Source organism: Streptomyces sp. NPDC079141 (assembly GCF_040686775.1).
In the GTDB taxonomy this organism is placed as follows: Bacteria; Actinomycetota; Actinomycetes; order Streptomycetales; family Streptomycetaceae; genus Streptomyces.
In genome coordinates, this window is the sequence record NZ_JBFBLP010000007.1 from 204,036 (window position 1) to 229,758 (window position 25,723).

20 protein-coding genes are annotated in these 25,723 nt (G+C 71.4%); 14 read left to right on the forward strand and 6 right to left on the reverse strand.

The features are described from left to right. Positions 1-6: 6 nt before the first annotated feature. From menE to AB0Q90_RS21230, 3 genes are read right to left on the reverse strand one after another with little or no spacing between them, the layout of a single operon-like run. Positions 7-1,485 carry an o-succinylbenzoate--CoA ligase gene (menE, locus tag AB0Q90_RS21220; RefSeq protein ID WP_363159918.1) on the reverse strand — a complete coding sequence of 493 codons (1,479 nt, stop codon included), beginning with the start codon at positions 1,483-1,485 and terminating at the stop codon, positions 7-9. 12 nt (positions 1,486-1,497) lie between these two features. Next, positions 1,498-2,373, reverse strand: a complete 876-nt coding sequence (locus AB0Q90_RS21225) for an amidohydrolase family protein (protein WP_363159917.1) — start codon at positions 2,371-2,373, stop codon at positions 1,498-1,500. After that, the gene (locus AB0Q90_RS21230) at positions 2,373-3,290 is read right to left on the reverse strand and encodes an SDR family oxidoreductase (protein WP_363159916.1); all 918 of its coding nucleotides are present in this window, start codon (positions 3,288-3,290) and stop codon (positions 2,373-2,375) included. Before AB0Q90_RS21230 ends, AB0Q90_RS21225 begins: the two co-directional genes overlap by 1 nt. Positions 3,291-3,430: 140 nt before the next feature. On the opposite strand from AB0Q90_RS21230, the gene AB0Q90_RS21235 reads away from it, so the two are divergent. The 4 genes from AB0Q90_RS21235 (at position 3,431) to AB0Q90_RS21250 (ending at position 7,364) form a co-directional block, all read left to right on the forward strand. After that, entirely contained in the window at positions 3,431-3,859 is a 429-nt protein-coding gene (locus AB0Q90_RS21235; RefSeq protein WP_363160083.1) for a MarR family transcriptional regulator, read from the forward strand. Between the two features lie 81 nt (positions 3,860-3,940). Next, positions 3,941-5,278 (forward strand): MFS transporter, encoded by a 1,338-nt coding sequence (locus tag AB0Q90_RS21240; protein ID WP_363159915.1) that lies wholly within the window; start codon positions 3,941-3,943, stop codon positions 5,276-5,278. Further along, positions 5,275-6,624, forward strand: a complete 1,350-nt coding sequence (locus tag AB0Q90_RS21245) for a prolyl oligopeptidase family serine peptidase (RefSeq protein WP_363159914.1) — start codon at positions 5,275-5,277, stop codon at positions 6,622-6,624. The genes AB0Q90_RS21240 and AB0Q90_RS21245 overlap by 4 nt, the downstream gene beginning before the upstream one ends. Then, positions 6,621-7,364 carry an IclR family transcriptional regulator gene (locus AB0Q90_RS21250; protein ID WP_363159913.1) on the forward strand — a complete coding sequence of 248 codons (744 nt, stop codon included), beginning with the start codon at positions 6,621-6,623 and terminating at the stop codon, positions 7,362-7,364. The genes AB0Q90_RS21245 and AB0Q90_RS21250 overlap by 4 nt, the downstream gene beginning before the upstream one ends. Positions 7,365-7,367: 3 nt before the next feature. Here AB0Q90_RS21250 and AB0Q90_RS21255 read toward each other — a convergent pair whose 3' ends face one another. Beyond that, positions 7,368-9,143, reverse strand: a complete 1,776-nt coding sequence (locus AB0Q90_RS21255; protein WP_363159912.1) for a sulfatase-like hydrolase/transferase — start codon at positions 9,141-9,143, stop codon at positions 7,368-7,370. A 182-nt stretch (positions 9,144-9,325) separates the two neighbouring features. Here AB0Q90_RS21255 and AB0Q90_RS21260 point away from each other — a divergent pair, with 182 nt between their 5' ends. Both AB0Q90_RS21260 and AB0Q90_RS21265 read left to right on the forward strand, forming a co-directional pair. Further along, positions 9,326-10,999 carry a histidine kinase gene (locus tag AB0Q90_RS21260; protein ID WP_365733461.1) on the forward strand — a complete coding sequence of 558 codons (1,674 nt, stop codon included), beginning with the start codon at positions 9,326-9,328 and terminating at the stop codon, positions 10,997-10,999. Then, the gene (locus tag AB0Q90_RS21265) at positions 10,996-11,664 is read left to right on the forward strand and encodes a response regulator transcription factor (protein WP_363159910.1); all 669 of its coding nucleotides are present in this window, start codon (positions 10,996-10,998) and stop codon (positions 11,662-11,664) included. Before AB0Q90_RS21260 ends, AB0Q90_RS21265 begins: the two co-directional genes overlap by 4 nt. Here the strand turns inward: AB0Q90_RS21265 and AB0Q90_RS21270 are convergent. After that, positions 11,661-12,065, reverse strand: coding sequence for a VOC family protein (locus AB0Q90_RS21270; RefSeq protein WP_363159909.1), 405 nt, complete (start codon positions 12,063-12,065; stop codon positions 11,661-11,663). The genes AB0Q90_RS21265 and AB0Q90_RS21270 overlap by 4 nt on opposite strands. A 201-nt stretch (positions 12,066-12,266) precedes the next feature. Here AB0Q90_RS21270 and AB0Q90_RS21275 point away from each other — a divergent pair, with 201 nt between their 5' ends. The 3 genes from AB0Q90_RS21275 (at position 12,267) to AB0Q90_RS21285 (ending at position 17,285) form a co-directional block, all read left to right on the forward strand. Then, the gene (locus AB0Q90_RS21275) at positions 12,267-14,369 is read left to right on the forward strand and encodes an MMPL family transporter (protein WP_363159908.1); all 2,103 of its coding nucleotides are present in this window, start codon (positions 12,267-12,269) and stop codon (positions 14,367-14,369) included. A 120-nt stretch (positions 14,370-14,489) separates the two neighbouring features. Then, positions 14,490-15,713, forward strand: coding sequence for an Ig-like domain-containing protein (locus AB0Q90_RS21280; RefSeq protein ID WP_363159907.1), 1,224 nt, complete (start codon positions 14,490-14,492; stop codon positions 15,711-15,713). A gap of 171 nt (positions 15,714-15,884) precedes the next feature. Next, positions 15,885-17,285, forward strand: coding sequence for a glycoside hydrolase family 16 protein (locus AB0Q90_RS21285; protein ID WP_363159906.1), 1,401 nt, complete (start codon positions 15,885-15,887; stop codon positions 17,283-17,285). A gap of 52 nt (positions 17,286-17,337) precedes the next feature. Here AB0Q90_RS21285 and AB0Q90_RS21290 read toward each other — a convergent pair whose 3' ends face one another. Continuing rightward, positions 17,338-18,243 carry an AraC family transcriptional regulator gene (locus tag AB0Q90_RS21290; protein ID WP_363159905.1) on the reverse strand — a complete coding sequence of 302 codons (906 nt, stop codon included), beginning with the start codon at positions 18,241-18,243 and terminating at the stop codon, positions 17,338-17,340. A gap of 160 nt (positions 18,244-18,403) precedes the next feature. Here AB0Q90_RS21290 and tkt point away from each other — a divergent pair, with 160 nt between their 5' ends. The 5 genes from tkt to pgi are packed head-to-tail and all read left to right on the forward strand — an operon-like array spanning position 18,404 to position 25,717. After that, a complete protein-coding gene (tkt, locus tag AB0Q90_RS21295) occupies positions 18,404-20,479 on the forward strand; it encodes a transketolase (RefSeq protein WP_363159904.1) in 2,076 nt (691 codons plus the stop codon). Between the two features lie 19 nt (positions 20,480-20,498). Next, entirely contained in the window at positions 20,499-21,623 is a 1,125-nt protein-coding gene (gene tal / locus AB0Q90_RS21300) for a transaldolase (protein ID WP_363159903.1), read from the forward strand. Then, positions 21,623-23,152 carry a glucose-6-phosphate dehydrogenase gene (gene zwf / locus AB0Q90_RS21305; protein WP_363159902.1) on the forward strand — a complete coding sequence of 510 codons (1,530 nt, stop codon included), beginning with the start codon at positions 21,623-21,625 and terminating at the stop codon, positions 23,150-23,152. Before tal ends, zwf begins: the two co-directional genes overlap by 1 nt. Continuing rightward, positions 23,149-24,084: a glucose-6-phosphate dehydrogenase assembly protein OpcA gene (gene opcA, locus AB0Q90_RS21310; protein ID WP_363159901.1), complete on the forward strand. Its 936-nt coding sequence runs from the start codon at positions 23,149-23,151 to the stop codon at positions 24,082-24,084. Before zwf ends, opcA begins: the two co-directional genes overlap by 4 nt. After that, positions 24,077-25,717 (forward strand): glucose-6-phosphate isomerase, encoded by a 1,641-nt coding sequence (pgi, locus tag AB0Q90_RS21315; protein ID WP_363159900.1) that lies wholly within the window; start codon positions 24,077-24,079, stop codon positions 25,715-25,717. The genes opcA and pgi overlap by 8 nt, the downstream gene beginning before the upstream one ends. Positions 25,718-25,723: the final 6 nt, after the last annotated feature.

The window sequence follows — 25,723 nt, forward strand, 5'->3', positions numbered from 1 at the left end:
GGTTCCTTAACTGTTGCCGTACCGGGTGCGGACACGGGACTTGAGGAGCTTTCCGGAGGCGGTACGCGGGAGGGCCTCCGCGATCACCACCGATTTCGGGATCTTGTACTTGGCGAGGCGTCCGGCCAGGGCGGCCAGTACGTCGTCGGGGTCGAGCGGGACGCCCTCGCGCGGCACGACGACCGCGCGCGGGACCTCGCCCCACTTGTCGTCCGGCACGCCGATGACCGCGCACTCGACGATGTCGGGGTGGGCGAGGAGCAGGTCCTCGATCTCGGCCGGGTAGATGTTCTCGCCGCCGGAGATGATCATGTCCTTGATGCGGTCGACGACGAAGACGTAGCCGTCCCCGTCAATCCGGGCTGCGTCGCCGCTGCGGAACCAGCCGTCCGAGAAGGAGGCGGCCGTCTCCTCGGGCAGCCCCCAGTAGCCGGGCATGACATGCGGGCCGCGCACGACCACCTCGCCGGTCTCGCCGACGTCGGCCGGGGTCATGTCCGGCCGTACGACGCGCACGTCGCTGAAGAAGTGCGGCACGCCCGCCGACCCCGCCTTGCCGATCGCGTGCTCGGCGTCCAGGAAGAGCACCCCGGGCGAGGCCTCCGTCATGCCGTAGCCCTGGAGGAAGGTCAGGCCGCGCTCCTGGTAGGCGGCGATCAACGGGGTGGGTACCGGGGAGCCGCCGCAGGTCAGGATGCGCAGGGACGACAGGTCGGCGGCGGGCCAGCGCGGATGCCGGGCGATCAGGTCGAACATCGTGGGCACCCCGAACATGAACGTGATCCGGTGCCGGGCGATCAGCTCGAAGGTGGCGTCCGGGTCGAAGGCCTCGACCAGGACGCAGGTGCCGCCCTTGAGCAGCACCGGCAGCGTCAGCATGTTCAGGCCCGCCGTGTGGAACAACGGGGCGGAGACCAGGGCCCGTTCGTCGGCGATCAGGTCGGTGTCGACGAGGACGTTGACCGCGTTCCAGGTGAGGTTGGCGTGGGTGAGCATCGCGCCCTTGGGGCGGCCGGTCGTGCCCGAGGTGTACATGATGATGCAGGTGTCGTCGGGCGTGACGGGCTCGTCGAGCGGTTCGTCGGCGGCGGACGCGACCGCCGCCTCGTACTCCTCGCCGACCTCGATGCGGACGGCGACGTCCGTGCCGTCGTACAGCGAGGCATGGACGAGGGCCTTCGCACCGGAGTCGGCCAGCTGGTAGGCGATCTCGGGGCCGGCCAGCCGGGTGTTGAGCGGGACGAAGACGGCACCGAGCGTGCCCGCGGCGAACAGCGTCTCCAGGTAGGAGGGGTGGTTGGGGCCGAGGTAGGCGATCCGGTCGCCGCGCCGGACGCCCCGGGCGCGCAGGGCGTGGGCAAGGCGGGTGGTGCGCTCGTACAGCTGCGCGTAGGTGAAGGCCGTGTCGCCGTGGATCAGGGCGGTGCGGTGCGGGGTCTTGCGGGCCCGGCGTGCGGGCCACGACCCCAGTCCCTCGTTGCGCATGGTCACGCCCCTTTACGGTGTGGTCAGCCCGAGCAGTCGGGCGGCGTTCTCCTTGAGGATCTTCGGCTTCACCTCGTCCTTGATCGTCAGCTTGTCGAAGTCGGCGAGCCAGCGGTCGGGGGTGAGGACGGGGAAGTCGGAGCCGAAGAGGACCTTGTCCTTCAGCAGTGTGTTGGCGTACTGCACGAGCTGCGGCGGGAAGTACTTCGGCGACCAGCCGGACAGGTCGATGTGCACGCCCGGCTTGTGCGTGGCGACGGCCAGGGCCTCGTCCTGCCAGGGGAAGGACGGGTGCGCCAGGATGATCTTCAGGTGCGGGAAGTCGGCGGCCACGTCGTCGACGTGCAGCGGGTTGGAGTACTTCAGCCGGATCCCGCCCCCGCCGGGGACTCCGGCGCCGATGCCCGTCTGACCGGTGTGGAAGAGGGCGATGGTGCCCGTCTCCTCGATCACCTCGTACAGGTCGTAGGCCACCGAGCGGTCGTTGGGGAAGAAGCCCTGGATGCTGGGGTGGAACTTGAAGCCCTTGACGCCGTACTCCTCGACCAGCCGGCGCGCCTGCCGCACGCCCGCCCTCCCGCGGAAGGGGTCGATCGAGGCGAAGGGGATGAGGACGTCCGCGTTGGCGGCCGCCGCCTCGGCGACCTCCTCGTTGGGGACCGGTGCGGTGCCGGTGGCCGACTCGGCGTCCACCGTGAAGATCACGGCGGCCATGCTCCGCTCGCGGTAGTAGGCGGCCGTCTCCTCAAGGGTCGGCTTCCGCTTGCCCTCGACCTTGAAGTAGGCGGAGGAGGCGTCGTGCAGGTCGTCGTCCAGGGAGGAGTGGCCCTTGGAGGACACTTCCGCGTGGGTGTGGACGTCGATCGCGACCAGTGACTGAACGTCCATCACGCCTCCGGGAGCTTCGGCGCCGGGATGCCGACCGTCTGGAGTTCGGCGCCCACGGAGGTCGGCCAGGCGTCGGCCAGCGCGTCGGGGGTCCAGCCGCCGTCGGCGTAGGCGGCGCGGATCTCCTGCGGATGCGACCAGAGTGCCACCTTGTCGCCGCCGATGCCGATGCACTGGCCGGTGACCTGCCGGGCGGCCTCGGAGGCGAGGAAGGGGACGAGGGCCGCGCAGTCCTCGGGGGTGCCGAAGCCCTCGCCCTTGCGCAGGAAGTCGGGCAGCGGCTCGCCGTCGCGCATGGCCTCGATGTATGGGGCGAAGGCGGGGATGGTCTCGGTCATCGCGGTCGCGGCCACCGGCACGATCGCGTTGACGGTGATGCCCGCGCGGCCCAGCTCCATCGACCAGGTGCGGGTCATGGCGGCGATGCCGGCCTTCGCGGCGGCGTAGTTCGTCTGCCCGAAGTTGCCGCGCTGCCCGGCCGGTGAGCCGACCAGGATCAGGCTGCCGCCCTCGCCCTGCTCGCGCATGCGGACGGCGGCGGCGCGGGCGCAGGTGAAGGTGCCCTTGAGATGGGTGGTGACGACCGCGTCGAAGTCGTCGTCGGTCATCTTCCACAGCACCTTGTCGCGCAGGATGCCGGCGTTGGTGACCAGGACGTCAAGGCGTCCGAACTCGGTGACCGCGCGGGTCACGAGCCGGTCGGCGGCCTCGGCCGTGCCGACCGCGACCACCTCGGCGACGGCCGTGCCGCCCGCCTCGGTGATGGACTTCACGGCCTGTTCGGCCACGGCCTCGTCGACGTCGTTGACGACCACGGACGCGCCGTGGGCGGCGAGGGCGTGGGCGTAGGCGAGGCCGAGACCCCGGCCGCTGCCGGTGACGACGGCGGCCTTGCCGGTGAGATCGATGCTGGGCACGGGCGAATCCCTTCGCGAGGTAGTGCGACGGAGATCGAAGCTAAGAGCAATAATTGGTGACGTCAATAGTTGTTCCCAACCGCACTCTGCGAAAGACTGGGGCCATGAAGACCACCGCCATCGATGCGAACGAGCCCTGGATGCGCGAACTGCACGCGGACACGGGCTACCTGCTCTACCGGCTGGGCCTGCGCTCCGGGCAGCTGTTCAACGCCTGCCTCCAGGAGTCCGGACTGCGGCTGCGCCACTACGCGGTGCTGCGCTTCCTCGCCACCGGCGAAGGCGCCCTCCAGCGGGAGCTGAGCGCCCGGCTCGGCTACGACCCGAGCGCGATCGTCGGCCTGGTCGACGACCTGGAGAAGCTGGGCTTCGCCGAGCGCCGCCCCGCCCCCGACGACCGCCGCAGCCGGATCGTCGTCCTGACCGAGGGCGGCCGCGGCTTTCTGTGCGACACCGACGAGGCGAGCCACAAGGTGACGGGCGAGCTGCTGGGCCCGCTGGATCCGCAGGAGCGCGAGACCCTGCACGCCCTGCTGCTGCGGATCGCGGAGGAGAAGCCGGGGAACTGATGTTGTGCAAATTATTGACGGCTGCACGAGTGATGCCTAACTTCACGGTGGCATCCCGCCCTCGTCCCCAGGGAGCTCCCCGTGCAGCCATCCCAACCCACCTCAGACACCAGGCAGTTGCGCCGCGTAGCCCTCTCCGGCCTGCTCGGCACGGCCGTCGAGTTCTACGACTTCCTCGTCTACGGCACCGTCGCCGCGCTCGTCTTCGGCGAGCTGTTCTTCCCCCGGGCCGACCCCGCGGTCGGCACGATCGCCGCCTTCGGCACCTTCGCCGCGGGCTATCTGGCCCGACCGCTCGGCGGCATCCTCTTCGGTCACTACGGCGACCGCGTGGGCCGCAAGTCGATGATGCTGCTGACCATGCTCCTGATGGGCTGCGGCAGCTTCCTCATCGGCCTGCTGCCCACCTACGACGCGATCGGCGTGTGGGCGCCCGTGCTCCTGGTGCTGCTGCGCGTCGTCCAGGGCATCGCGATCGGCGGCGAGTGGGGCGGCGCGACCCTCATGGTCGTCGAGCACGCCGAGCGCACCCAGGGCGCGCGCCGCGGACTGTGGTCGAGCTTCACCCAGCTCGGCGCCCCGCTCGGCTCGGTGCTCTCGGCCGGCGTCGTCACCCTCGTCTCCACCCTCCCCGACGACGACTTCCGCTCCTGGGGCTGGCGGGTGCCGTTCCTGCTCAGCGTGGTCCTGCTGGGCGTCGGGATGTTCGTCCGCCTCAAGGTCGCCGAGAGCCCGCTGTTCACCAAGCCCCAACCCCTCGACAAACCACCCGTGCTGGAGGTCCTGCGCCGCCCGAAGCCGGTGCTGCTGGCCGCCTGTGTCGGCATCGGCGCGTTCACCGCGCAGTCCCTGCTGACCGGCTTCATGATCTCGTACGCGGTGGACCGGGGGTACAGCCGCCCGCAGGTGCTCACCGCCGTGACGGTCGCCTCCTGCGTGGCCCTGCTGGTGCTGCCCACCGCCTCCGCGCTCTCCGACCGGATCGGCCGCCGCCCCGTCGTGCTGGCCGGCGCCGTCGCCTCGGCCGCGCTCGCCTTCCCGGTGCTGGCGCTGGTCGACTCCGGCTCCCCCGGCCTGCTGATCCTCGCCCTCGTCCTCGGCCACGGCATCGCCCAGTCCACGATGTACGGCCCGCTCGGCGCCCTGCTCACCGAGATGTTCGGCACCCGCGTCCGCTACACCGGCGCCTCCCTGGGCTACCAGGCGGCCACACTGATCGGTGCCGGCTTCTCCCCACTCATCGCGAGCAGCCTGCTCGCCTCGAACGGCGGGGGCAGCACCCCCGTCTCGCTGCTGCTGTGCGGCGGCGCGGCCATCACCGCGCTCACCGTCTGGCGGATGCGCGAGACGCACGGCAACACCCTGGAACCGGCCGCACCCCACGCCGTGACCCCCACCCCGGAAGGGACCCCGCGTTGAGAACTCTCGTTGCCGCGCTGGCCGTCACCCTCTGCGTGGCCGCCGCACCGCCCGCCTCGGACACCCACGTGGAGGGCCGACTCCCCTCGGGAGCCACCTACTTGATGGACGTGCCCGCCGACTGGAACGGCACCGTTCTCCTCTACAGCCACGGCTACCGCGCCGCCGGCTGGCCCAACCCCGCCCAGAACGCGCCCGACACGGCGACCCTCGACAAGCTCCTGGACCAGGGGTACGCGCTCATCGGCTCCTCCTATGCCTCCACCGGCTGGGCCGTGACCGATGCCGTCCCCGACCAGCTCGCCACCCTGGACCTGTTCACCGACCGGTTCGGCACCGCCCGGCGCACCCTCGCCTGGGGCACCTCGTACGGCGGTCTGGTCACCACGACCCTCGCCGAACGGCACGCCGACCGCTTCGACGGCTCCCTGTCGATGTGCGGCCTGGTGCAGGGCGGCGTGGCCAACTGGAACAGCACGCTGGACCCGGTGTTCGCGCTGAAGACCCTGTTCGGCACCGACGTCCCGCTGACCGGTTTCACCGACCAGGCCGAGGCGCAGAGCGCCGCACAGGCCCTCACCGGTGATGTCACCGCCGCCCAGGAGACCGCCGTGGGCCGCGCCCGCATCGCGCTCGCCGCGGCCCTGCACAACATCCCCGGGTACAACGACGCCACGCAGCCCGAGCCCGCGCCGACCGACTGGAACGCCCAGCAGGCCAACCAGTACTCCGCCGTCCTCGGGCTCGTCCAGCTCCCCGCCTTCAGCTGGCGCCAGGAGGCCGAGAGCCGGGCGGGCGGCAACCCCGCCTGGAACACCGGCGTCGACTACACCGCGATGCTCCACCGCTCGCCGCTCTACAAGGAGGTGACCGCGCTCTACAAGGAGGCGGGTGTGCCCCTGCACAACGACCTCAAGGCCCTCGACCGGGCACCCCGGATCTCCGCCGACCCGGCGGCCGTACGGTGGATGCGCGCCACCAGCGTCTTCAACGGCCGGCTCACCGACCCCCAGTTGAACATCCACACCACCGGCGACGCCCTGATCCCCGTACAGTCCGAGAGCGCCTACCGCAGGGCCGCCACCGCGGCCGGCTCGGGCGCGCTGCTCGACCAGGCCTACGTCGACGCACCCGGCCACTGCACCTTCACCCCGGGCGAGACACTGGGCGCCCTGCACACCCTGGAGGAGCGACTGGACACCGGACGCTGGGACACCGCCCCGGCCGCGCTCAACTCCCGTGCGCAGCAGGCGGATCCGGACAGCGAGGCCAGGTACGTCGGCCACCGTCCCACGCCGTACCCCCGCCCCTACGACCTGGCGCACCCGGGAGACGCCCGGCCATGACCCCCCGCTCCGCGCCCGACCGGCTGCTGTCCGTGCTCGCCGCGTTCGACCACGAACATCCGGCCCTGAGCCTGACGGACATCAGCCGGCGGGCCGGGCTGAGCCTCACCACCGCACACCGGCTGGTGGGCGCCCTCACCGAGTGGGGCGCCCTGGAACGGGACGCCTGCGGCGTCTACCACGTCGGGCTGCGGCTGTGGGAGATCGCGGCGCTCGCCCCGCGCGGGCTCGCGCTGCGGCAGGTCGCGCTGCCGTACCTGGAGGACCTGTACGAAGCCACGCACGAGAACGTGCAGTTGGCGGTGCGCGACGGTACGGAGGTCGTCTACATCGAGTGGCTGTCCGGCCGGTCGGCGGTCGGCGTGCACATCCGGGTCGGCGCGCGCTGGCCCCTGCACGCCACCGGCGTCGGCCTCGCGCTCCTGGCGCACGAAGACCCCGCCTTCCAGGAGGAGTACTGCGCGGGACCACTGGCCTCGTTCACGCCGTACACGATCACCGAACCGGCGCGGCTGCGCCGGGTGCTGGCCGAGGTGCGGCGGACCGGGGTCGCGGTGAGCAGCCGTCAGGTCACCGACGACGCCCTGTCGGTGGCCGCTCCGGTGCGCGGTCCGGGCGGCGCGGTGGTCGCGGCCGTGTCCGTGGTCGTACCTCAACTCGACGCCCAGGTACCGGTGTTGGCACCGGCGGTGCGGATCGCGGCGCGGGGGATCTCGCGGGGACTGGGGTGGCGGCCCTGACGGTCAGCCCGGCGTGACGCGGGCCGTGTACGTCACCTCTTCGCCCGCATGCCGTGCCGTGGCCCGGCAGGCGAGGGTGGTGTCGGCACTGACCCGGGCGGGGGTGACCCGCCAGCGCACGGTGAGCCGTTCGCCCGCCGCGAGGCGAGGGGCGGTGACCGGGTCCAGGGCGCGCAGGCGCCATCCGCCGGGGGCGCGCAGGGCGAGCCGGGGCGCGGTCCAGGGCCGGGCGGAGCCGTTGGCCAGGGTGGCGGTCACGGTGAACTCAGGCCCCTCGGCCGCCACTTGGAGGCTGAGGCCGAAGGGCTCGCGCCGGTGGGGCGCCGTGGCCCACGACTCGCGCATCAGCTTCACCAGGGCATCGGCCTGGGCGGGCCGGGCGGCGGCGAGGTCGTGCTGCTCACCGGGGTCGCGCGCGAGGTCGTACAGCTCCACGTCCCACCGGTCGTCGGGAGCGGTCCGGTCCTCCCCCGGCGCGAACCGCACCGCCTTCAGGTCACCGCGCCTGAGGGCCTCCGCCAGCCTGCGGCCCCGGCCCTGGTCGACGGCGTCGGCGCGCGGGGTGACCCCGCTGTGGTTGCGGTAGAAGTACAGGTGGTCGTGGCGGGCCGCGTGCGCGGAGCCGCGCAGCAGCGGGGCCAGCGAGAGGCCGTCGACGTCCGTCGGGGCGGGCGCTCCGGCGAGGTCGGCGAGGGTGGGCAGCAGGTCGGTGAGCGGGGTGGGGCGGTCGGTGGTGCCGGCCGGCACGCGCCGCGGGGACCAGGCGATGAGCGGGACGCGGATGCCGCCCTCGTACAGATTGCGCTTGTACCCGCGCAACGGGCCCGCCGCGGCGAAGAGTTCGGGGTTGGTACGGCCCTCCTCGTGCGGGCCGTTGTCGCTGGTGACGAGGATCAGGGTGCGGTGGGCGATGCCGAGGCCGGTGAGCCGGTCGACGACCTTGCCGACGAGGGTGTCGAAAAAGGTGACCTGCGCGGCGTGCCGCCGGTCCGGGCCGGGCCAGGGGCGGTCGGCGTAGTCGCCCTCGTCGGGGATCCGGCTGGGGGCGTGCGGCAGGGTCGGGGTGAGGTGGAGCAGGAACGGCTCGGCGCGATGCGCGTCGAGGAAGGCCAGCGCCCGCTCCTCGATCAGGTCGGGCGCGTAGACCTCGCGGGCGCCGCCCCGGTTGGCGGGGATCTCCTGCCGGGTGCCGTTGTGCCACAGGTACGCGGGGTAGTAGTCGTGGGCGTGGCGATGGCCGATGTAGCCGTAGAACTCCTCGAAACCACGGGAGTTGGGGTGGCTCGGCTGGTCCGGCAGCTCCGGGCCGAAGCCCCACTTGCCGATGAGACCGGTGCGGTAGCCGAGCGCCCGGAGCGCCTCGGCGAAGGTGAAGTCCCCGTCGGTGAGCGCCCCTTGGCCGCCCGGGCCCCACGGGTTCTCCCGGACGGTGGCGTGGCCGCCGTGCAGTCCGGTGAGCAGCGAGCAGCGCGAGGGCGCGCAAACGGGGGCAGTGGCGTAGGCGTCGGTGAAGCGCAGTCCCTCGGCGGCGAGGGCGTCCAGGCGCGGGGTGCGGATGAGTTTCTGGCCGTAGGAGCCGAGTTCGCCGTAACCGAGGTCGTCGGCGAGGATGACGACGAAGTTGAGCCGGTCCGACCCGGATTGCACGGCCGGCACGGCGGCGGCCCGTTTGCCGTCCGGCGGCGGCAGCGCCTCGTCGTCGGCCTCGCACGCCACGGCCCCCGTGGCCGCCACCGGTACGGCGGCGGCCGCGGTGAGGAAACGGCGGCGGCTCGGCATGCGTCACTCCCGCGGTGGGCGCTGTGTGTCGACCGTAGAGAGGGATTGTCCCGGTCTGCGGTTCCCTTCCCGCGGCATCGGAACGATCACAATCGAAAGGGCGATATCCCTCTCACCGGTGAGGACCCGGCCGCCCGGACGCCGGAATACTGGAACGTCCCCCGGCCCCCGAGGAGCCGCCGATGTCCCCACGGTCATGGATCACACCGCTCGTCGCACGGCTGCGCACCACCAACCCGTACGTCGTCGACGCCGCCCTCGCCGCGCTCGTACTGTTCGCCGTCTCCTTGCAGTGGCTCTTCCCCGACGAGGGTGACGACGTCCTGACCTGGCAGGGCTGGCTGCTCGGCGCGGCCACGGCGGTGCCGCTGGTGTGGCGCCGGCGGGCCCCCATGACCACCGCCTGCCTGGTCTCGGTGGCCACCCCCGCGATGGCGGTCTACCACGCGCCCCCGCCGGACGTGAGCTACGGCGGCCTGGTCGTCCTCTACACCATGGCCGCCCGCGGCCCCGCCTGGCAGCGGCGGCTGATGCTGGTGGGCTGGCTGATCGGCACCAGTCTGACCATGCAGCACAAGGAGAACGCCCTCCCCTTCGAGTACGCCTTCCATCTGATGGGCGTCCTGTGCGCGTACGGGCTCGGGGTGATCGCCCGGATGCAGCGTGCCTACACCGCGGCGCTGGAGGACCGGGCCCGGCGCCTTGAGGGGGAGCGGGCCGCCGACACCGCGCGCGCCATCGCCCAGGAACGCTCCCGCATCGCCCGCGACATGCACGACATCCTGGCCCACGCCGTGAGCCTGATGGTTGTGCAGGCGGAAGCGGGCCCGGTGGTGGTGCGCAGCGATCCCGCGCGCGCGGAAGCGGCGTTCGACGCGATCGCGGAAACCGGTCGGGACGCGATGTCCCAGCTCAGAAGGATCCTCGGCGTACTCAAGGAGGACCGCCTCGACGGCAGCGCCCACCGGCACCCGCAGCCGGGCCCCGAGTCCCTGGCCACCCTGATCCACCAGGTCACCGAATCCACCGGCCTGCATGTCGAGTTGCGAACAGCCGGCATCCCCCGACCCCTCCCGCCCGACACCGGCGTCGCCGCCTACCGCGTGGTCCAGGAAGCCCTCACCAACACCGTCAAGCACGCGTACGCTACCGGCGCCACGGTCGCACTCGACTGGACGGAGGAGGAGTTGACACTGACGATCACGGACGACGGCAGGGGTCCGGCGGGGTCGGGCGACGGGGCCGGGCTGGTCGGGTGGCGTTCTGATGAACAGCGCCGGGGCGGACGCGGACCGACCGCGCCTGGCGCCGCGGCGCCAGGCGGCGGGGCGCCAGGCGGCGGGGCGCCAGGCGGCGGGGCGCCAGGCGGCGGGGCGCACCTGGACGGACAGGGGTCTGGCGCACAGGACCGGCACGGACACGCCTCGACCCCGCAAAGCCCTGCCGGACCCGGCCCGACCCGGCAAGACCGCGCGGCATCGGGCGACGGGGCGGCTCTGGACGGACAGGGTCCTGACCCACAAGACCGCCGCGGCCACAGCCCGAACGTGTTCGGGCAAAGCCCCGGCGGGCGCCCCCCGACCGGACACGGAATGACCGGGCAGGACGCCGGCAGGCACGGCCCGAGCGGACACGGAGTCACCGGGCAGGAGCCCGGCAGGCACAGCCCGACCGGGCACGGAGTCACCGGGCAGGATCTCGGCGGGCGCCCCCCGAGCGGGCACGGCCTGATCGGGATCCGGGAGCGGGCCGTCGCCTGTGGGGGTACGGCGGATGTCGGGCCCGGTCCGGACGGTGGGTTTCGGGTTGTCGTGCGTCTGCCGGTGGTCGCCGAGCGGGAGGCGGCGCTCGGGTGAGCATCCGCGTGGTCGTCGCCGACGATCAGGAGCTGGTCCGCAGTGGCTTCAGCATGATTCTGGAGGCGCAGGCGGACATCGAGGTGGTCGCCGAGGCCGGGGACGGCGTCGAGGCGGTGGCCGCGGTGCAGGCGCACGCGCCCGACGTGCTGCTCCTCGACATCCGTATGCCGGAGATGGACGGCCTGGAGGCCGCGCGGCGGGTGTGCGCCCAGTCGGCGTGCAAGGTGGTCATGCTGACCACGTTCGACCTGGACGAGTACGTGTACGAGGCGCTGTACGCGGGCGCCAGCGGCTTCCTCCTCAAGGACGTGCGCCGCGACGACCTCGTGCACGCCGTGCGCGTGGTCGCCGCCGGGGACTCGCTGCTCGCCCCGGCGGTGACCCGCCGCCTGGTCGCCGACATCGTGCACCGCCGCCGCGAACAGGCCGCCGCCGATGTCACCCCCCAGCGTCTGGACATCCTGACCGCCCGCGAGGTGGAGACCTTGCGGATGCTCGCCCGGGGCCTGTCCAACGCGGAGATCGCCGCGGCCCTGTTCGTGAGCGAGCACACGGTCAAGACGCATGTCAGCAACGTCCTGAGCAAGCTGGGCCTCAGGGACAGGGTGCAGGCGGTGATCTGCGCCTACGAGACGGGGCTGGTGACGCCGGGGGCGCCCTAGCCGTCCAGTTCCGTGAAGAGGGTGAGCTGAAGACCGCCCGGCGCCTCCAGCCTGGAGTTCAGCGAGTTCCAGGGGGTACGGGTCGGCTCGGCGACGACTTCCGCCCCGGCGTCGGCCAGCTTCCGCGTCGTAGCGGGCGAGTCGTCCACCTCGAACGCCACCCGGATGTGCCCGGCGACCCGCCGCCCCACCTCCACGTCGTCGATGAACGCCGCATGGTTGGGATCGGTCAGCTCCAGCGTGGCCCGCCCGGCCTCCAGGATGCTGACCCGCCCGCCCGGGGAGGAGAACGCGGCCCGCTCGGGCAGGCCGAGGACATCCCGGTAGAAGTGCAGCGCGGCGTCGTAGTCCTCGGCGGTGACCACCAGGCGCAGCTCGCGGACGGCGGGTTCGTCGGACATGCGGGCTCCTTCAAGATCGCGGATGTTGGTCGGTCCAACTCCCTGACCGGTGCCGTTCATTCCTCCCCCGCAGGAGTGAGACTCCCGCGCCTCTCCCCCGTACGACCGAGGCCCGGAAACCGCTCCCCCCGGCGATCCGGCGACCCCCCGTCCGGCACGAGTCTGGGGGCGTTGTCAACCGTCCACTCGCCGGGAGGCGCCGTGCTCTCCACACTCGCCCGGGCGGCGACCCGCCGTCCGCTGACCGTCATCGGCCTCTGGCTGTTGTTCCTGCTGCTCGGCTTCGGGCTCGGCACGGGCGTCTTCGGGCGGCTCTCCGACGACGTGCCCGACGTGCCCGGCACCGAGTCGGAGCTGGCCGAGGAGTACCTCGCCGGCGTCGACCCGTCCGGCGACTCCGTGACCGCCGTGGTCGCGGGCGGACCGGTCTCCGACGCCGCGCTGCGCGCCCAGGTGGAGCGGGCCGTCGCCGACGTCCGTGAGATCGCCGGGGTGACCGCCGTACCCGATCCGTACACCACGCCCGGTCTCACCGCCCGGGACGGACAGGCCCTGATCATCCCGGTCACCTTCGACGGCGGCCTCGACGACGACGCGGCGGAGCAGGCGACCGACGCCGCCGCCGAACGCATCCGGCGGATCGACGCGCCCGACGTGCATGTCAGCGGCGGCGACCTGCTCGGCCGACAACTCGGCGAACGGGCCCAGGAGGACGTGAGGAACGCCGAGTTGATCTCCCTGCCCGTCGTACTCGCCCTGCTCCTCTTGGTGTTCGGCGGGCTGCGCGCGGCCGGACTGCCCCTGGTGATCGCGGTCAGCGGCGTCGCGGGCGCGTTCCTGGCCCTGTTCGGCTTCAGTCAGTTCACCGACATCTCGGTGTACGCGATCCAGGTCACCACCATGCTGGGGCTCGGACTCGCCGTGGACTACGCCCTGTTGATGCTGGTGCGGTTCCGTGAGGAGCGCCGGAGCACCGACGACGTCGTGGAGGCCGTGCACCGTACGGTGGCGGCGGCCGGGCGGACCGTCCTGTTCTCCGGGCTCACGGTGGCCGTCAGCCTGACCGGGCTGCTGGTCTTCCCGAGCGTGTTCCTGCGCAGCATGGGCCTGGCCGTGGCCGCCGTGGTGGTCGTCGACATGCTCGCCGCGCTCACCCTGCTGCCCGCGCTGCTGACGAGGTTCGGCGGGAAGATCCCCCCGTCCCGGGTCGGGCCGGACCGCGAGGAGGGCCGCCTGTTCGCCCGCCTGGCCCGCTTCGCGGCGCGCCGCCGTATCGCCGTTCTCGCCACGGTCGTCCCCGCGCTGCTGGTGCTGGCGCTGCCCGTCGCCGGCCTGACGATCAACATCGGCGACGCCAAACAGCTCCCCACGAGCACGGAGGCCCGACAGCTCTACGACACCGTCGACGCGCACTTCCCGCCCGGCACCGGGGTCGACCCGATCACCGTCGTGATCAAGCCCGGCACCGACCCGGCGACCGCCGAGCGGATCCGCGGCCTGTCCGGCGCCGACGCACGCGAGCTGCCCGGCGGCACCACCGTGGTCCTGCTCCAGCCGCCCGGCAGCGTCGACGGCAGGGCGGCGACCGACCTGGTCGAACGGGTACGGGAGCTGCGCGGCGACGAACCGGTCGAGGTCACCGGGGTCGCCGCCCGGCTGGTGGACTTCCGGGCGATGCTCGCCGAGCGGGCGCCCTGGGCGGCCGTGACCGTGCTGGCGGGGATCTTCGCGCTCCTGTTCGCCTTCACCGGGTCGGTGCTGATCCCGCTGCGCACCATCGCGACCACGCTGCTCAGTCTCGGCGCGGCGCTCGGTGCGGTGGTCTGGGTGTTCCAGGACGGCCATCTGGCCGGGCTGCTGGGCGCCGAGGGCCTGGGCGCGCTGAGCCTGACGGCGCCGCCGCTGATCGTCGCGATCGCGTTCGGGCTCGCCATGGACTACGAGCTGTTCATCCTGGCCCGGATGCGGGAGGCCCGGCGGCAGAGCGGCGACGACCAGGAGGCCGTGGTGACGGGGCTGCGCCGCTCCGGGCGTGTGGTCACCTGCGCCGCCCTGCTTTTGGCGGTCGTCTTCGGTGCCTTCATGACGGGCGGCTTCTCGCCCATCCTCCAGATCGGTCTGGGGCTCACGCTCGCGGTGCTGATCGACGCCACCGTCGTACGGATGCTGCTGGTCCCGGCGACGATGGCGCTGCTCGGGCGGCGTGCGTGGTGGTCGCCGCGTCCGCTGCGCCGGGCGCACGACCGGTTCGGGCTGAGCGAGGAGCCGACGGCGGCCGAGCCGCCCGTCATGACGAAGGTCTGACTCGGTTCCGCGGGGAGCTCTCACTGGAATCTCAGACTGCGGAGCTCTGATTCAAAGGTGCGCCCCAGGTACGGGGCGCACCATTCACGCGCAAGGATGGATGGATCAGGAAGGCCTGCCGTGGGTGTCCCGCACATATCGAACCGGTCCGAGCAGCCCTCGCGGAGGTGGTCCCGGCGCGGGGTGCTCACGGTCCTCGGCGCGGCGCCCGCCGCCGTTCTGACCGGGTGCGGCGGTTCGGCGGACGCCGCCGAGGCCGGTGGCGCCACGGCCGCCCCGGCACGGCGGCCGAAGATCGCCACGACCCCCGCCGACGGCACGAAGCAGGCCGCCTTCACCAGCCCGGTCGAGGTCACCGTGGCCGACGGCACGCTCGCGTCCGTAAAGGTCACCGGCAACGACGGCGCCACGCTGGCCGGTTCCTACAACGCCGCCAGGACGAAGTGGACCTCGGACGAGAACCCGTACTCGGGCACGAAGTACACGGTCGTCGCGCGGGCGGAGGGCGCCGCGGCGACGAAGGCGACCTTCACCACCCGCTCGCCCGCCGAGACCTTCGTCGGCTATTTCACGCCCGAGGCGGACTCCACGTCCGGCGTCGGCATGCCCGTGTCGATCAACTTCACGCACGCCGTGACAGACCGGGCCGCCGTCGAGCGGGCGATCACGGTGACCGCCGAACCGGCCGTCGAGGTGGTCGGCCACTGGTTCAGCGACACCCGGCTCGACTTCCGTCCCGAGACGTACTGGGCCGCCGGGACGACGGTCACGCTCGGCCTGCGCCTGAAGGACGTGGCGGGCGCCGACGGCGTCTACGGCAGCCAGTCCAAGGACGTCACCTTCCACATCGGCCGCGAGCAGATCAGCACGGTCGACCTGGAGACGAAGCAGATGACGGTCGTCCGGGACGGTGCGACCGTCGCCACCTACCCGGTCACCGGCGGCGACGCCGAGCACACCACCTGGTCCGGGATCATGGTGATCAGCGAGCGGTTCAAGGAGACCCGGATGGAGTCCTCCACGATCGGCCTCGGCGACGAGTACGACATCGCCGACGTCCCGCACGCCCAGCGGCTGACCACCTCCGGCACGTTCATCCACGGCAACTACTGGGCGTCCGCTTCGGTGTTCGGCGGCGAGAACACCAGCCACGGTTGCATCGGACTGCACGACGCGAAGGGCGCGGACGACAAGTCGGTGGACGGCTACCGGTTCTACGACAGCTCGATGCTCGGTGACGTGGTGATCGTGACCAACTCCGGTGAGGAGACGGTCGATCCGGCCAACGGGCTGAACGGGTGGAACCTGTCCTGGGCACAGTGGCGGGCGGGAAGCGCGCTGTAGACCGTTCTGCACCCATTCACAGGGTGAACTCCCGGACGGTGAAAGGGATTTCCCTGCTTCACCTCTTGACGACCGGGGTGCCGGGGAGCACATTGGCGGCACTTTGAGAGCGCTCTCAAGACCTCTCAAGGCCACTCGCGCACCCCACACCCCGTACCCGAGAGGCACCCCATGAGTGCACCCTCCGGAACACCCAGACGACGCATACCCGCACGGCACCGCGCCCTGATCGCCGTACTCTCCGTGCTCGGCCTGGCGGCCGTCGCCGCCACGGCCGTCACCCCGTCCGCGAGCGCCGCCGCTCCCCCGCCCCCGTCGGGCTGGACGCAGGTCTTCGTGGACGACTTCAACGGCGCCGCGGGCAGCGGCGTCAACACGGCCGACTGGCAGTACGCGACCGGCCACGGCTACCCCGGCGGCCCCGCCAACTGGGGCACCGGCGAGATCGAGACCATGACGTCCAGCACCGACAACGTGGCCCTGGACGGCAACGGCAACCTGCGCATCACCCCGCGCCGCGACGCCTCCGGCAACTGGACGTCCGGCCGGATCGAGACCAACCGCGGCGACTTCCAGCCCCCGGCGGGCGGCAAGCTGCGGGTGCAGTCCCGCATCCAGATGCCGAACGTCACCGGCGCCGCCGCGCGCGGCTACTGGCCCGCGTTCTGGATGCTGGGCACGCCCTACCGCGGCAACTACTGGAACTGGCCGAGCGTCGGCGAGCTGGACATCATGGAGAACGTCCAGGGCCTCAACACCGTGTGGTCGACGATGCACTGCGGCACCAGCCCCGGCGGGCCGTGCAACGAGACGACGGGCATCGGCGGCTCCCGCGCCTGCCCCGGCGCGACCTGCCAGGCCGGCTTCCACACGTACGCGACGGAGTGGGACCGCTCGACCAGTCCGGAGCAGATCCGCTTCTACGTCGACGACATCAACTACCACACCGTGCGCGCCGATCAGGTCGACGCGACGACCTGGACCAATGCCACCAACCACGGCTTCTTCGTCATCCTGAACGTGGCGATGGGCGGCGGTTTCGTGGACGCGTTCGGCGGCGGCCCGGACGCCGCGACCGTGCCGGGCCACTCGATGGTCGTCGACTACGTCCAGGTGCTGTCGGCCGGTGGGAGCGGTACCACGCCTCCGCCTACCGGCAACCGTGACGCCTACAGCGCCATCCAGGCCGAGTCGCACGACAGCCAGTCCGGCACGATCACCGAGGCGACCTCGGACTCGGGCGGCGGCCAGAACATCGGCGCCATCGCCAATGGCGACTGGGCACTGTTCCGGGGCGTCAACTTCGGCTCCACGGCGGCCACTCAGTTCGTCGCGCGGGTGGCGAGCGGCGCCGGCTCCGGCGTCAGCGGCCTGGTCGAGGTACGCCTCGACAGCCGTAGCAACGCCCCCATCGGCAGTTTCGCGGTGGCCAACACGGGCGGCTGGCAGAGCTGGCGGACGATCCCGGCGAACATCAGCTCGGTGACGGGCACGCACGACGTGTATCTGACCTTCACCAGCGGGCAGCCGGCGGACTTCGTGAATGTGAACTGGTTCAACTTCGGGCGCTGACGCGCCGTTTCCCTGCCGGGGCCCCACGCGCGTGTGGGGCCCCTTCGGCGTGTCAGCGCAGTTCCGCCCGGAACGCCGCCGGCGTCACCTCCGTGTGCTGGTGGAAGAACTTGGAGAAGTTCGCCGCGTCGGGGAACCCCACCGCCGCCCCCACCCTCCCGATCGGCAGGTCCGTGTGGGCCAGCAGCCGCTTCGCCTCCAAAATCACGCGCTTGTCGATGAAGCCCTTCGGGGTCTCCCCCGTCGCGGCCCGCACCGCCCGCACCAGAGTGCGCCGCGAATAGCCCAGCTGGTCGGCATACGCGCTCACGCTGTGATTCGTGGCGAAGCCCCGCTCGACCGCGTCCCGGAAGAGCGTGAAGGTCGAACCGGCTTCGCGGCGGGATGCCTCCTGGGCGCTTGCCGCGAGGTGGGCAAGGCGGAGCAGGAACGCCGAGAGGGAGTGGCGCAGGACGGCGGTGTGCAGGCTCAGGGGGAGCGTGGTGGTGTCCTCGTACTCGCGGCGGAGTTGGTCGAGGGCCGCCTGGAGGGCGGTGAGCTGCGGCTCGTCGGGGTGGAGCAGGGGCGGCAGGTCGTAGCGGTAGAGGCCGGTGGCCTCCACGGTGGCGCGGGGCAGGAAGCCGGGCTGCATGGTGAGGACGGTTCCCCGGTACTCGCTCGTGGCCGAGAAGCGGTGGATCTGTCCGGGGCGGATCCACAGCAGGTCGCCGGCGCCCGCCTCGTACTCGGCGAAGTCGATCATGTGGCGGACGGGTCCCCCGGTGAACAGCATCACGACGTGGAAGTCGATGCGGTGCACCCGGTCCAGGGGCGCCTCGGCGTGCCAGGTGCGCCCGGGTCCCATCGGGCCGACCTGCATGCCGACGCCGAGCACGCTCAGATCGACCGGGAAGGGGAAGGTTCTGATGCCGTCCCGGCCCGCGTCGCTCTCGCCGCCTTGTACTGCTCTGCCTGCCATGTCCTTCTTGTACCGCCTCTGCCGCCCGCCCGGTGTCCCACTTTCACCACAGGCTGACACACCCCGACCTTCCCTCGTAAAAGTCAGACTTTTACAGTCGAACGCGTCTCACCAGGGACGACGCAGGATTCGATGAACTCTTGAAGAGGACTGGCTTCAGATGAGCACGCAGACACCGGACAGCTTCGAATGGACCGAACTCGACCGGCGTGCCGTCGACACCGCCCGCCTGCTGGCGGCCGATGCCGTACAGAAGGTCGGGAACGGCCACCCGGGCACCGCGATGAGCCTCGCGCCCGCCGCATACACGATCTTTCAGAAGGTGATGCGGCACGACCCCGCCGACCCCGAGTGGACCGGCCGTGACCGCTTCGTCCTCTCCCCCGGCCACACCTCGCTGACGCTGTACACCCAGCTCTTCCTCGCCGGGTACGAGGTCGAGCTCGATGACCTGAAGTCGTTCCGCACCCAGGGCTCCAAGACGCCCGGCCACCCCGAGTACGGGCACACCGCCGGCGTCGAGACCACCACCGGCCCACTCGGCCAGGGCGTCGCCAACGCCGTCGGCATGGCGATGGCCGCCCGCTACGAGCGCGGCCTGTTCGACCCCGAGGCCGCCGAGGGTGAGTCCCCGTTCGACCACATGATCTGGGCGATCGTCTCGGACGGCGACCTGGAGGAGGGCGTCTCCGCCGAGGCCTCCTCGCTCGCCGGCCACCAGAAGCTCGGCAACCTGGTCTTCGTCTACGACGACAACCACATCTCCATCGAGGGCGACACCGCGACCGCGTTCTCCGAGGACGTGCTGAAGCGCTACGAGGCCTACGGCTGGCACACCCAGCGCATCGAGCCCACCGAGGACGGCGACGTCGACGTACACGCCCTGTACGCGGCGCTCAAGGCCGCGCAGGCCGAAACCGACCGCCCCTCGATCATCTCGATGCGCACGATCATCGCCTGGCCCGCCCCGAACGCCCGGAACACCGAGGCCTCGCACGGCTCCGCGCTCGGCGAGGACGAGATCGCCGCCACCAAGCGGCTGTTGGGCTTCGACCCGGAGCAGAGCTTCGAGGTCGCCGACGAGGTGCTGGCGCACAGCCGCCGGGCCCTGGACCGGGGCGCCGAGGCGCACGCGGCCTGGGACAAGCAGATCGCCGAGTGGCGCGGCGCCAACGCCGAGCGGGCCGAGCTGTTCGACCGGATCGTGGCCGGCCAGCTCCCCGAGGGCTGGGAGTCCTCCGTCCCGGTGTTCGAGCCCGGCAAGTCCGTTGCCACCCGCGCCGCCTCCGGCAAGGTCCTCCAGGCGCTCGGCGCGGTCCTGCCCGAGCTGTGGGGCGGCTCCGCCGACCTGGCCGGCTCCAACAACACCACGATCGACAAGACCAGCTCCTTCCTGCCGAAGGGCAACCCGCTGCCGGAGGCCGACCCGTACGGCCGCACCGTCCACTTCGGCATCCGCGAGTTCTCCATGGCCGCGGAGATGAACGGCATCGCCCTGCACGGCAACACCCGCATCTACGGCGGCACCTTCCTGGTGTTCTCCGATTACATGCGCAACGCCGTCCGGATGTCCGCGCTGATGCAGCTGCCCGTCACCTACGTGTGGACGCACGACTCCATCGGCCTCGGCGAGGACGGCCCCACCCACCAGCCGGTCGAGCACCTGGCGTCCCTGCGCGCCATCCCGGGCCTGAACATCGTCCGGCCCGCCGACGCCAACGAGACCGCCGTCGCCTGGGCGGAGATCCTGCGCCGCCACGCCACCGACCCGGCCCCGCACGGCCTCGCCCTCACCCGTCAGGGCGTGCCGACGTACGAGCGCAACGAGGACGCGGCCAAGGGCGGTTACGTCCTGAGGGACTCTTCCACCGGGACCCCCCAGGTGATCCTCATCGCCACCGGCTCCGAGGTCCAGCTCGCCGTCGCCGCAAGCGAGCAGCTCGAAGCAGACGGGATCGGCGCCCGCGTGGTGTCGATGCCGTCCGTGGAGTGGTTCGAGCAGCAGCCGCGCGAGTACCGCGACGCCGTCATTCCGCCGTCCGTGCGAGCGCGCGTCGCCGTCGAGGCCGGGATCGGTCTGACGTGGTACCGGTTCGTGGGTGACGCAGGACGCATCGTCTCCCTCGAACACTTCGGCGCCTCCGCCGATGCCCAGACCCTGTTCGCCGAGTACGGCTTCACCGCCGAGAACGTCGCCGCCGCAGCCCGGGAATCCCTCGCTGCCGCGCGTGGTTGATCCGACCGCCAGAAAGAAGATGATCACAATGACCGCAGTACTCAAGCGCCTCTCCGACGAAGGCGTCTCCATCTGGCTGGACGACCTGTCCCGCAAGCGGATCGCCTCCGGCAACCTCGCCGAACTCCTCGCCACCCAGCACGTGGTGGGCGTCACCACCAACCCGTCCATCTTCCAGGCCGCCATCGGCTCCGGCGACGGCTACGAGGAGCAGCTCGCCGACCTCGCCGTCCGCGGCGTCACGGTCGACGAGGCCGTACGGATGATGACCACGGCCGATGTGCGCGCCGCCGCCGACGTCCTGCGTCCGGTGTACGAGGCGACCGACGGCCGGGACGGCCGCGTCTCCATCGAGGTCGACCCGCGGCTCGCCCACGACACGGCGGCCACGATCGCCGAGGCCAAGCAGCTCGCGTGGCTGGTCGACCGCCCCAACGTGATGATCAAGATCCCGGCGACCAAGGCGGGCCTGCCGGCCATCACCGCGGTCCTCGCCGAGGGCATCAGCGTCAACGTCACGCTGATCTTCTCGCTGGAGCGCTACCGCGAGGTCATGGACGCCTACCTCGCGGGTCTGGAGCAGGCCGCCGCGAAGGGCCTGGACCTCTCCGCCATCCACTCCGTCGCCTCCTTCTTCGTCTCCCGCGTCGACAGCGAGATCGACAAGCGGCTCACCGTCCTCGGCACGGACGAGGCCCTCGCCCTGAAGGGCCGGGCGGCCCTCGCCAACGCCCGTCTGGCCTACGAGGCGTACGAGGCCGTCTTCGCGGGCGAGCGCTTCACCGCCCTGGCCGGCGCCAAGGCCAACCGGCAGCGCCCGCTGTGGGCCTCCACCGGCGTGAAGGACCCGGCGTACAAGGACACCCTGTACGTCGACGAGCTGGTCGCGCCCGGCACGGTCAACACCATGCCGGAGGCCACGCTGAACGCCACCGCCGACCACGGCGAGATCACCGGTGACACCATCACCGGCGGCTATGTCCAGGCCCGCGCCGACCTGGAGGCCGTGGAGCGCCTCGGCATCTCCTACGACGAGGTCGTCACCAAGCTGGAGGACGAGGGCGTCGCCAAGTTCGAGGCCGCCTGGCAGGAGCTGCTGGTCGCGGTCGCCAAGTCGCTGGACAGCAAGGGGGTCGACGCGTAATGACAACCGAATGGGCCAACCCGCTGCGGGACGCCCGCGACCGCCGGCTCCCGCGCATCGCCGGACCCTCCGGACTCGTCATCTTCGGCGTGACCGGCGACCTGTCCCGCAAGAAGCTGATGCCGGCCGTCTACGACCTCGCCAACCGCGGTCTGCTGCCGCCGGGCTTCTCGCTCGTCGGCTTCGCCCGGCGCGACTGGGAGGACCAGGACTTCGCGCAGGTCGTGCACGACGCCGTCCGCGAGCATGCTCGTACGGAGTTCCGCGAGGAGGTCTGGCAGCAGCTCGCCGAGGGCATGCGGTTCATCCCGGGTGACTTCGACGACGACACGGCGTTCAAGCAACTGCGCGAGGCCGTCGACGAGTTGGACGCCTCCCGGGGCACCAGCGGCAACTACGCCTTCTATCTCTCGGTGCCGCCGAAGTTCTTCCCGAAGGTCGTCCAGCAGCTGAAGAAGCACGGTCTCGCGGACGCCCCGCAGGGCTCCTGGCGCCGTGCGGTCATCGAGAAGCCGTTCGGCCACGACCTGGGCAGTGCCCGGGAACTGAACGCGCTCGTGCACGATGTGTTCGACCCGGAGCAGGTCTTCCGCATCGACCACTACCTGGGCAAGGAGACCGTCCAGAACATCCTGGCGCTGCGCTTCGCCAACCAGATGTTCGAGCCGATCTGGAACCGGTCGTATGTCGACCACGTACAGATCACGATGGCCGAGGACATCGGCATCGGCGGCCGCGCGGGCTACTACGACGGCATCGGCTCGGCCCGTGACGTCATCCAGAACCACCTGCTCCAGCTGCTGGCGCTCACGGCCATGGAGGAGCCGGCCGCCTTCGACGCCGGTTCGCTGCTGATGGAGAAGCTGAAGGTCCTCAAGTCCGTGAAGCTGCCGCGGGACCTGGGCGCGCACACCGTGCGCGGACAGTACGCGGCGAGCTGGCAGGGCGGCGAGAAGGTGCGCGGCTACCTCCAGGAGGACGGCATCGACCGGGCCTCGACGACGGACACCTACGCCGCCGTCAAGCTGGAGGTCGACAACCGCCGCTGGGCGGGCGTCCCCTTCTATCTGCGCACCGGCAAGCGGCTCGGGCGACGGGTCACCGAGATCGCGGTCGTCTTCCAGCAGGCGCCGCACTCCCCCTTCGACCACACGGCCACCGAGGAGCTCGGCAAGAACGCGATCGTCATCCGCGTCCAGCCGGACGAGGGCATCACGGTCCGCTTCGGCTCCAAGGTGCCGGGCACCTCGATGGAGATCCGGGACGTGACGATGGACTTCGCCTACGGCGAGTCGTTCACGGAGTCCAGCCCGGAGGCGTACGAGCGGCTGATTCTGGATGTACTGCTCGGCGACGCCAATCTGTTCCCCCGTCACCAGGAAGTGGAAGAGTCCTGGAAGATCCTCGACCCGATCGAGGAGTACTGGGCGCGGCACGGCAAGCCGGCGCAGTACGCCTCGGGCAGCTGGGGACCCGAGGAAGCCGACGAGATGCTCGCACGAGACGGACGGAGCTGGCGCAGGCCATGAAGATCGACCTGACCGACACCACGGCAAGCAAGATCAACAAGGCCCTTGTGCAGGGCCGCCGCGCCATCGGCACTCCCGCCGTGGGCATGGTCCTGACGATGGTCATCGTCACGGACGAGGAGAACGCGTACGACTCGATCAAGGCGGCCGAGGAGGCCTCGCACGAGCACCCCTCGCGCACCCTGGTCGTCATCAAGCGGCACGCCCGTACCCCGCGCGACCGCCAGGCATCCAAGCTGGACGCCGAGGTCCGGGTGGGCGCCGACGCGGGCACCGGCGAGACGGTGATCCTGCGGACCTACGGCGAGGTGTCCGAGCACGCCGACTCCGTCGTCCTGCCGCTGCTGCTGCCGGACGCCCCGGTCGTCGTGTGGTGGCCGGTGGAGGCGCCCGAGAACCCGGCGAAGGACCCGCTGGGCGCGCTGGCCCAGCGCCGGATCACCGACCTGTACGCGGTGGAGAACCCCTTCGAGGTCCTGGAGACCCGGGTCCGCTCCTACGCGCCCGGCGACACCGACCTGGCCTGGACCCGGCTGACCCCCTGGCGCTCGATGCTGGCCGCGGCCCTGGACCAGGCGCGGGCGCAGATCATCTCGGGGGCGGTGGAGGCCGAGGCCGACAACCCGGCCGCCGAACTGCTCGCGCGCTGGCTGGAGGCGCGGCTGAAGGTGAAGATCGAGCGCGTCGTCACCGGCGGCCCGGTGGTCACCGCGGTACGGCTGGGCACGGCCGACGGCGAGATCGTCATCGACCGCCCCGAGGGCCCGCTGGCCACGCTGTCCCTGCCGGGACAGCCGTCCCGCACCCTCGCGCTGAAGGTCCGCACCACCTCCGAACTCATCGCCGAGGAGCTCAGGCGCCTCGACGCGGACGAGATGTATGCCGTCGCCCTGCGGGGCGATGCCGCCAAGGAGACCCCCTCTCATGTCTGACTCTCCCAAGCTCACCCGGCGGCCGCAGTGGACCGCCCTGGAGGACCACCGCGCGGGGTGGCACGCCCACCTGCGTGACCTGTTCGCCTCGGACCCCGAGCGCGCCGAGCGGTATGTCGTGCGCGTCGGCGATCTGCGCATCGACTACTCCAAGCACCTCGTCAACGACGAGACGCTGGCGCTGCTCCAGGAACTGGCCGCCGCCACCGATGTGTTCGGGCTGCGCGACGCGATGTTCCGCGGCGAGAAGATCAACACCACCGAGGACCGTGCGGTGCTGCACACCGCGCTGCGCGCCCCGCGCGAGGCGGTCGTCGAGGTCGACGGCGAGAACGTCGTCCCCGGTGTGCACGCCGTCCTCGACAAGATGGCCGACTTCGCCTCGCGCGTCCGCTCCGGCGAGTGGACCGGTCACACCGGCCGGCGCATCAAGAACGTCGTGAACATCGGCATCGGCGGCTCCGACCTCGGCCCGGCCATGGCCTATGAGGTGCTGCGGCCGTACACCGCACGGGAGTTGACGTTCCGCTTCGTGTCGAACGTCGACGGCGCCGACCTGCACGAGGCCGTGCGCGACCTCGACCCGGCGGAGACGCTGTTCATCGTGGCGTCCAAGACGTTCACCACGATCGAGACGATCACCAACGCCACCTCGGCCCGCTCCTGGCTCCTCGCGGGCCTCGGCGGCGACGAGAAGGCCGTCGCCAAGCACTTCGTGGCGCTGTCGACGAACGCCGAGAAGGTCACCGACTTCGGCATCGACCCGGACAACATGTTCGAGTTCTGGGACTGGGTCGGCGGCCGCTACTCCTTCGACTCGGCGATCGGCCTCTCCCTGATGATCGCCATCGGCCCGGACCGCTTCCGGGAGATGCTCGACGGCTTCCACCTCGTCGACGAGCACTTCCGCACCGCGCCCGCGGAGGCCAACGCCCCGCTGATCCTGGGCCTGCTGGGCATCTGGTACGGCAACTTCCTCGGCGCTCAGTCGCACGCGGTGCTGCCCTACAGCCACTACCTGTCCAAGTTCACCGCCTACCTCCAGCAGCTGGACATGGAGTCCAACGGCAAGTCGGTGGACCGGGACGGGCATGGCGTGGACTGGCAGACGGGGCCGGTGGTGTGGGGCACGCCCGGCACCAACGGGCAGCACGCCTACTACCAGTTGATCCACCAGGGCACCAAGCTCATCCCGGCCGACCTCATCGGCTTCGCCCGCCCGGTGGACGAGATGAGCGACGAACTCAAGGCGCAGCACGACCTGTTGATGGCCAACCTGTTCGCGCAGGGGCAGGCGCTCGCCTTCGGCAAGACCGCCGAGGAGGTCCGCGCGGAGGGCGTGGCCGAGGAGCAGGTGGCGCACCGCACCTTCCGCGGCAACCACCCGACGACCACGATCCTCGCCCGCGAGCTGACCCCGTCGGTGCTGGGCCAGCTCATCGCCCTCTACGAGCACAAGGTGTTCGTCCAGGGCGCCGTGTGGAACATCGACTCCTTCGACCAGTGGGGCGTCGAGCTCGGCAAGGTCCTCGCCAAGCGGGTCGAGCCCGCCCTGACCGAGGGCGCCGACGTGCCCGGTCTTGATGCCTCCACCGCGGCTCTCGTGGCCGCCTACCGTGAACTTGGGAAGTGAACTGAA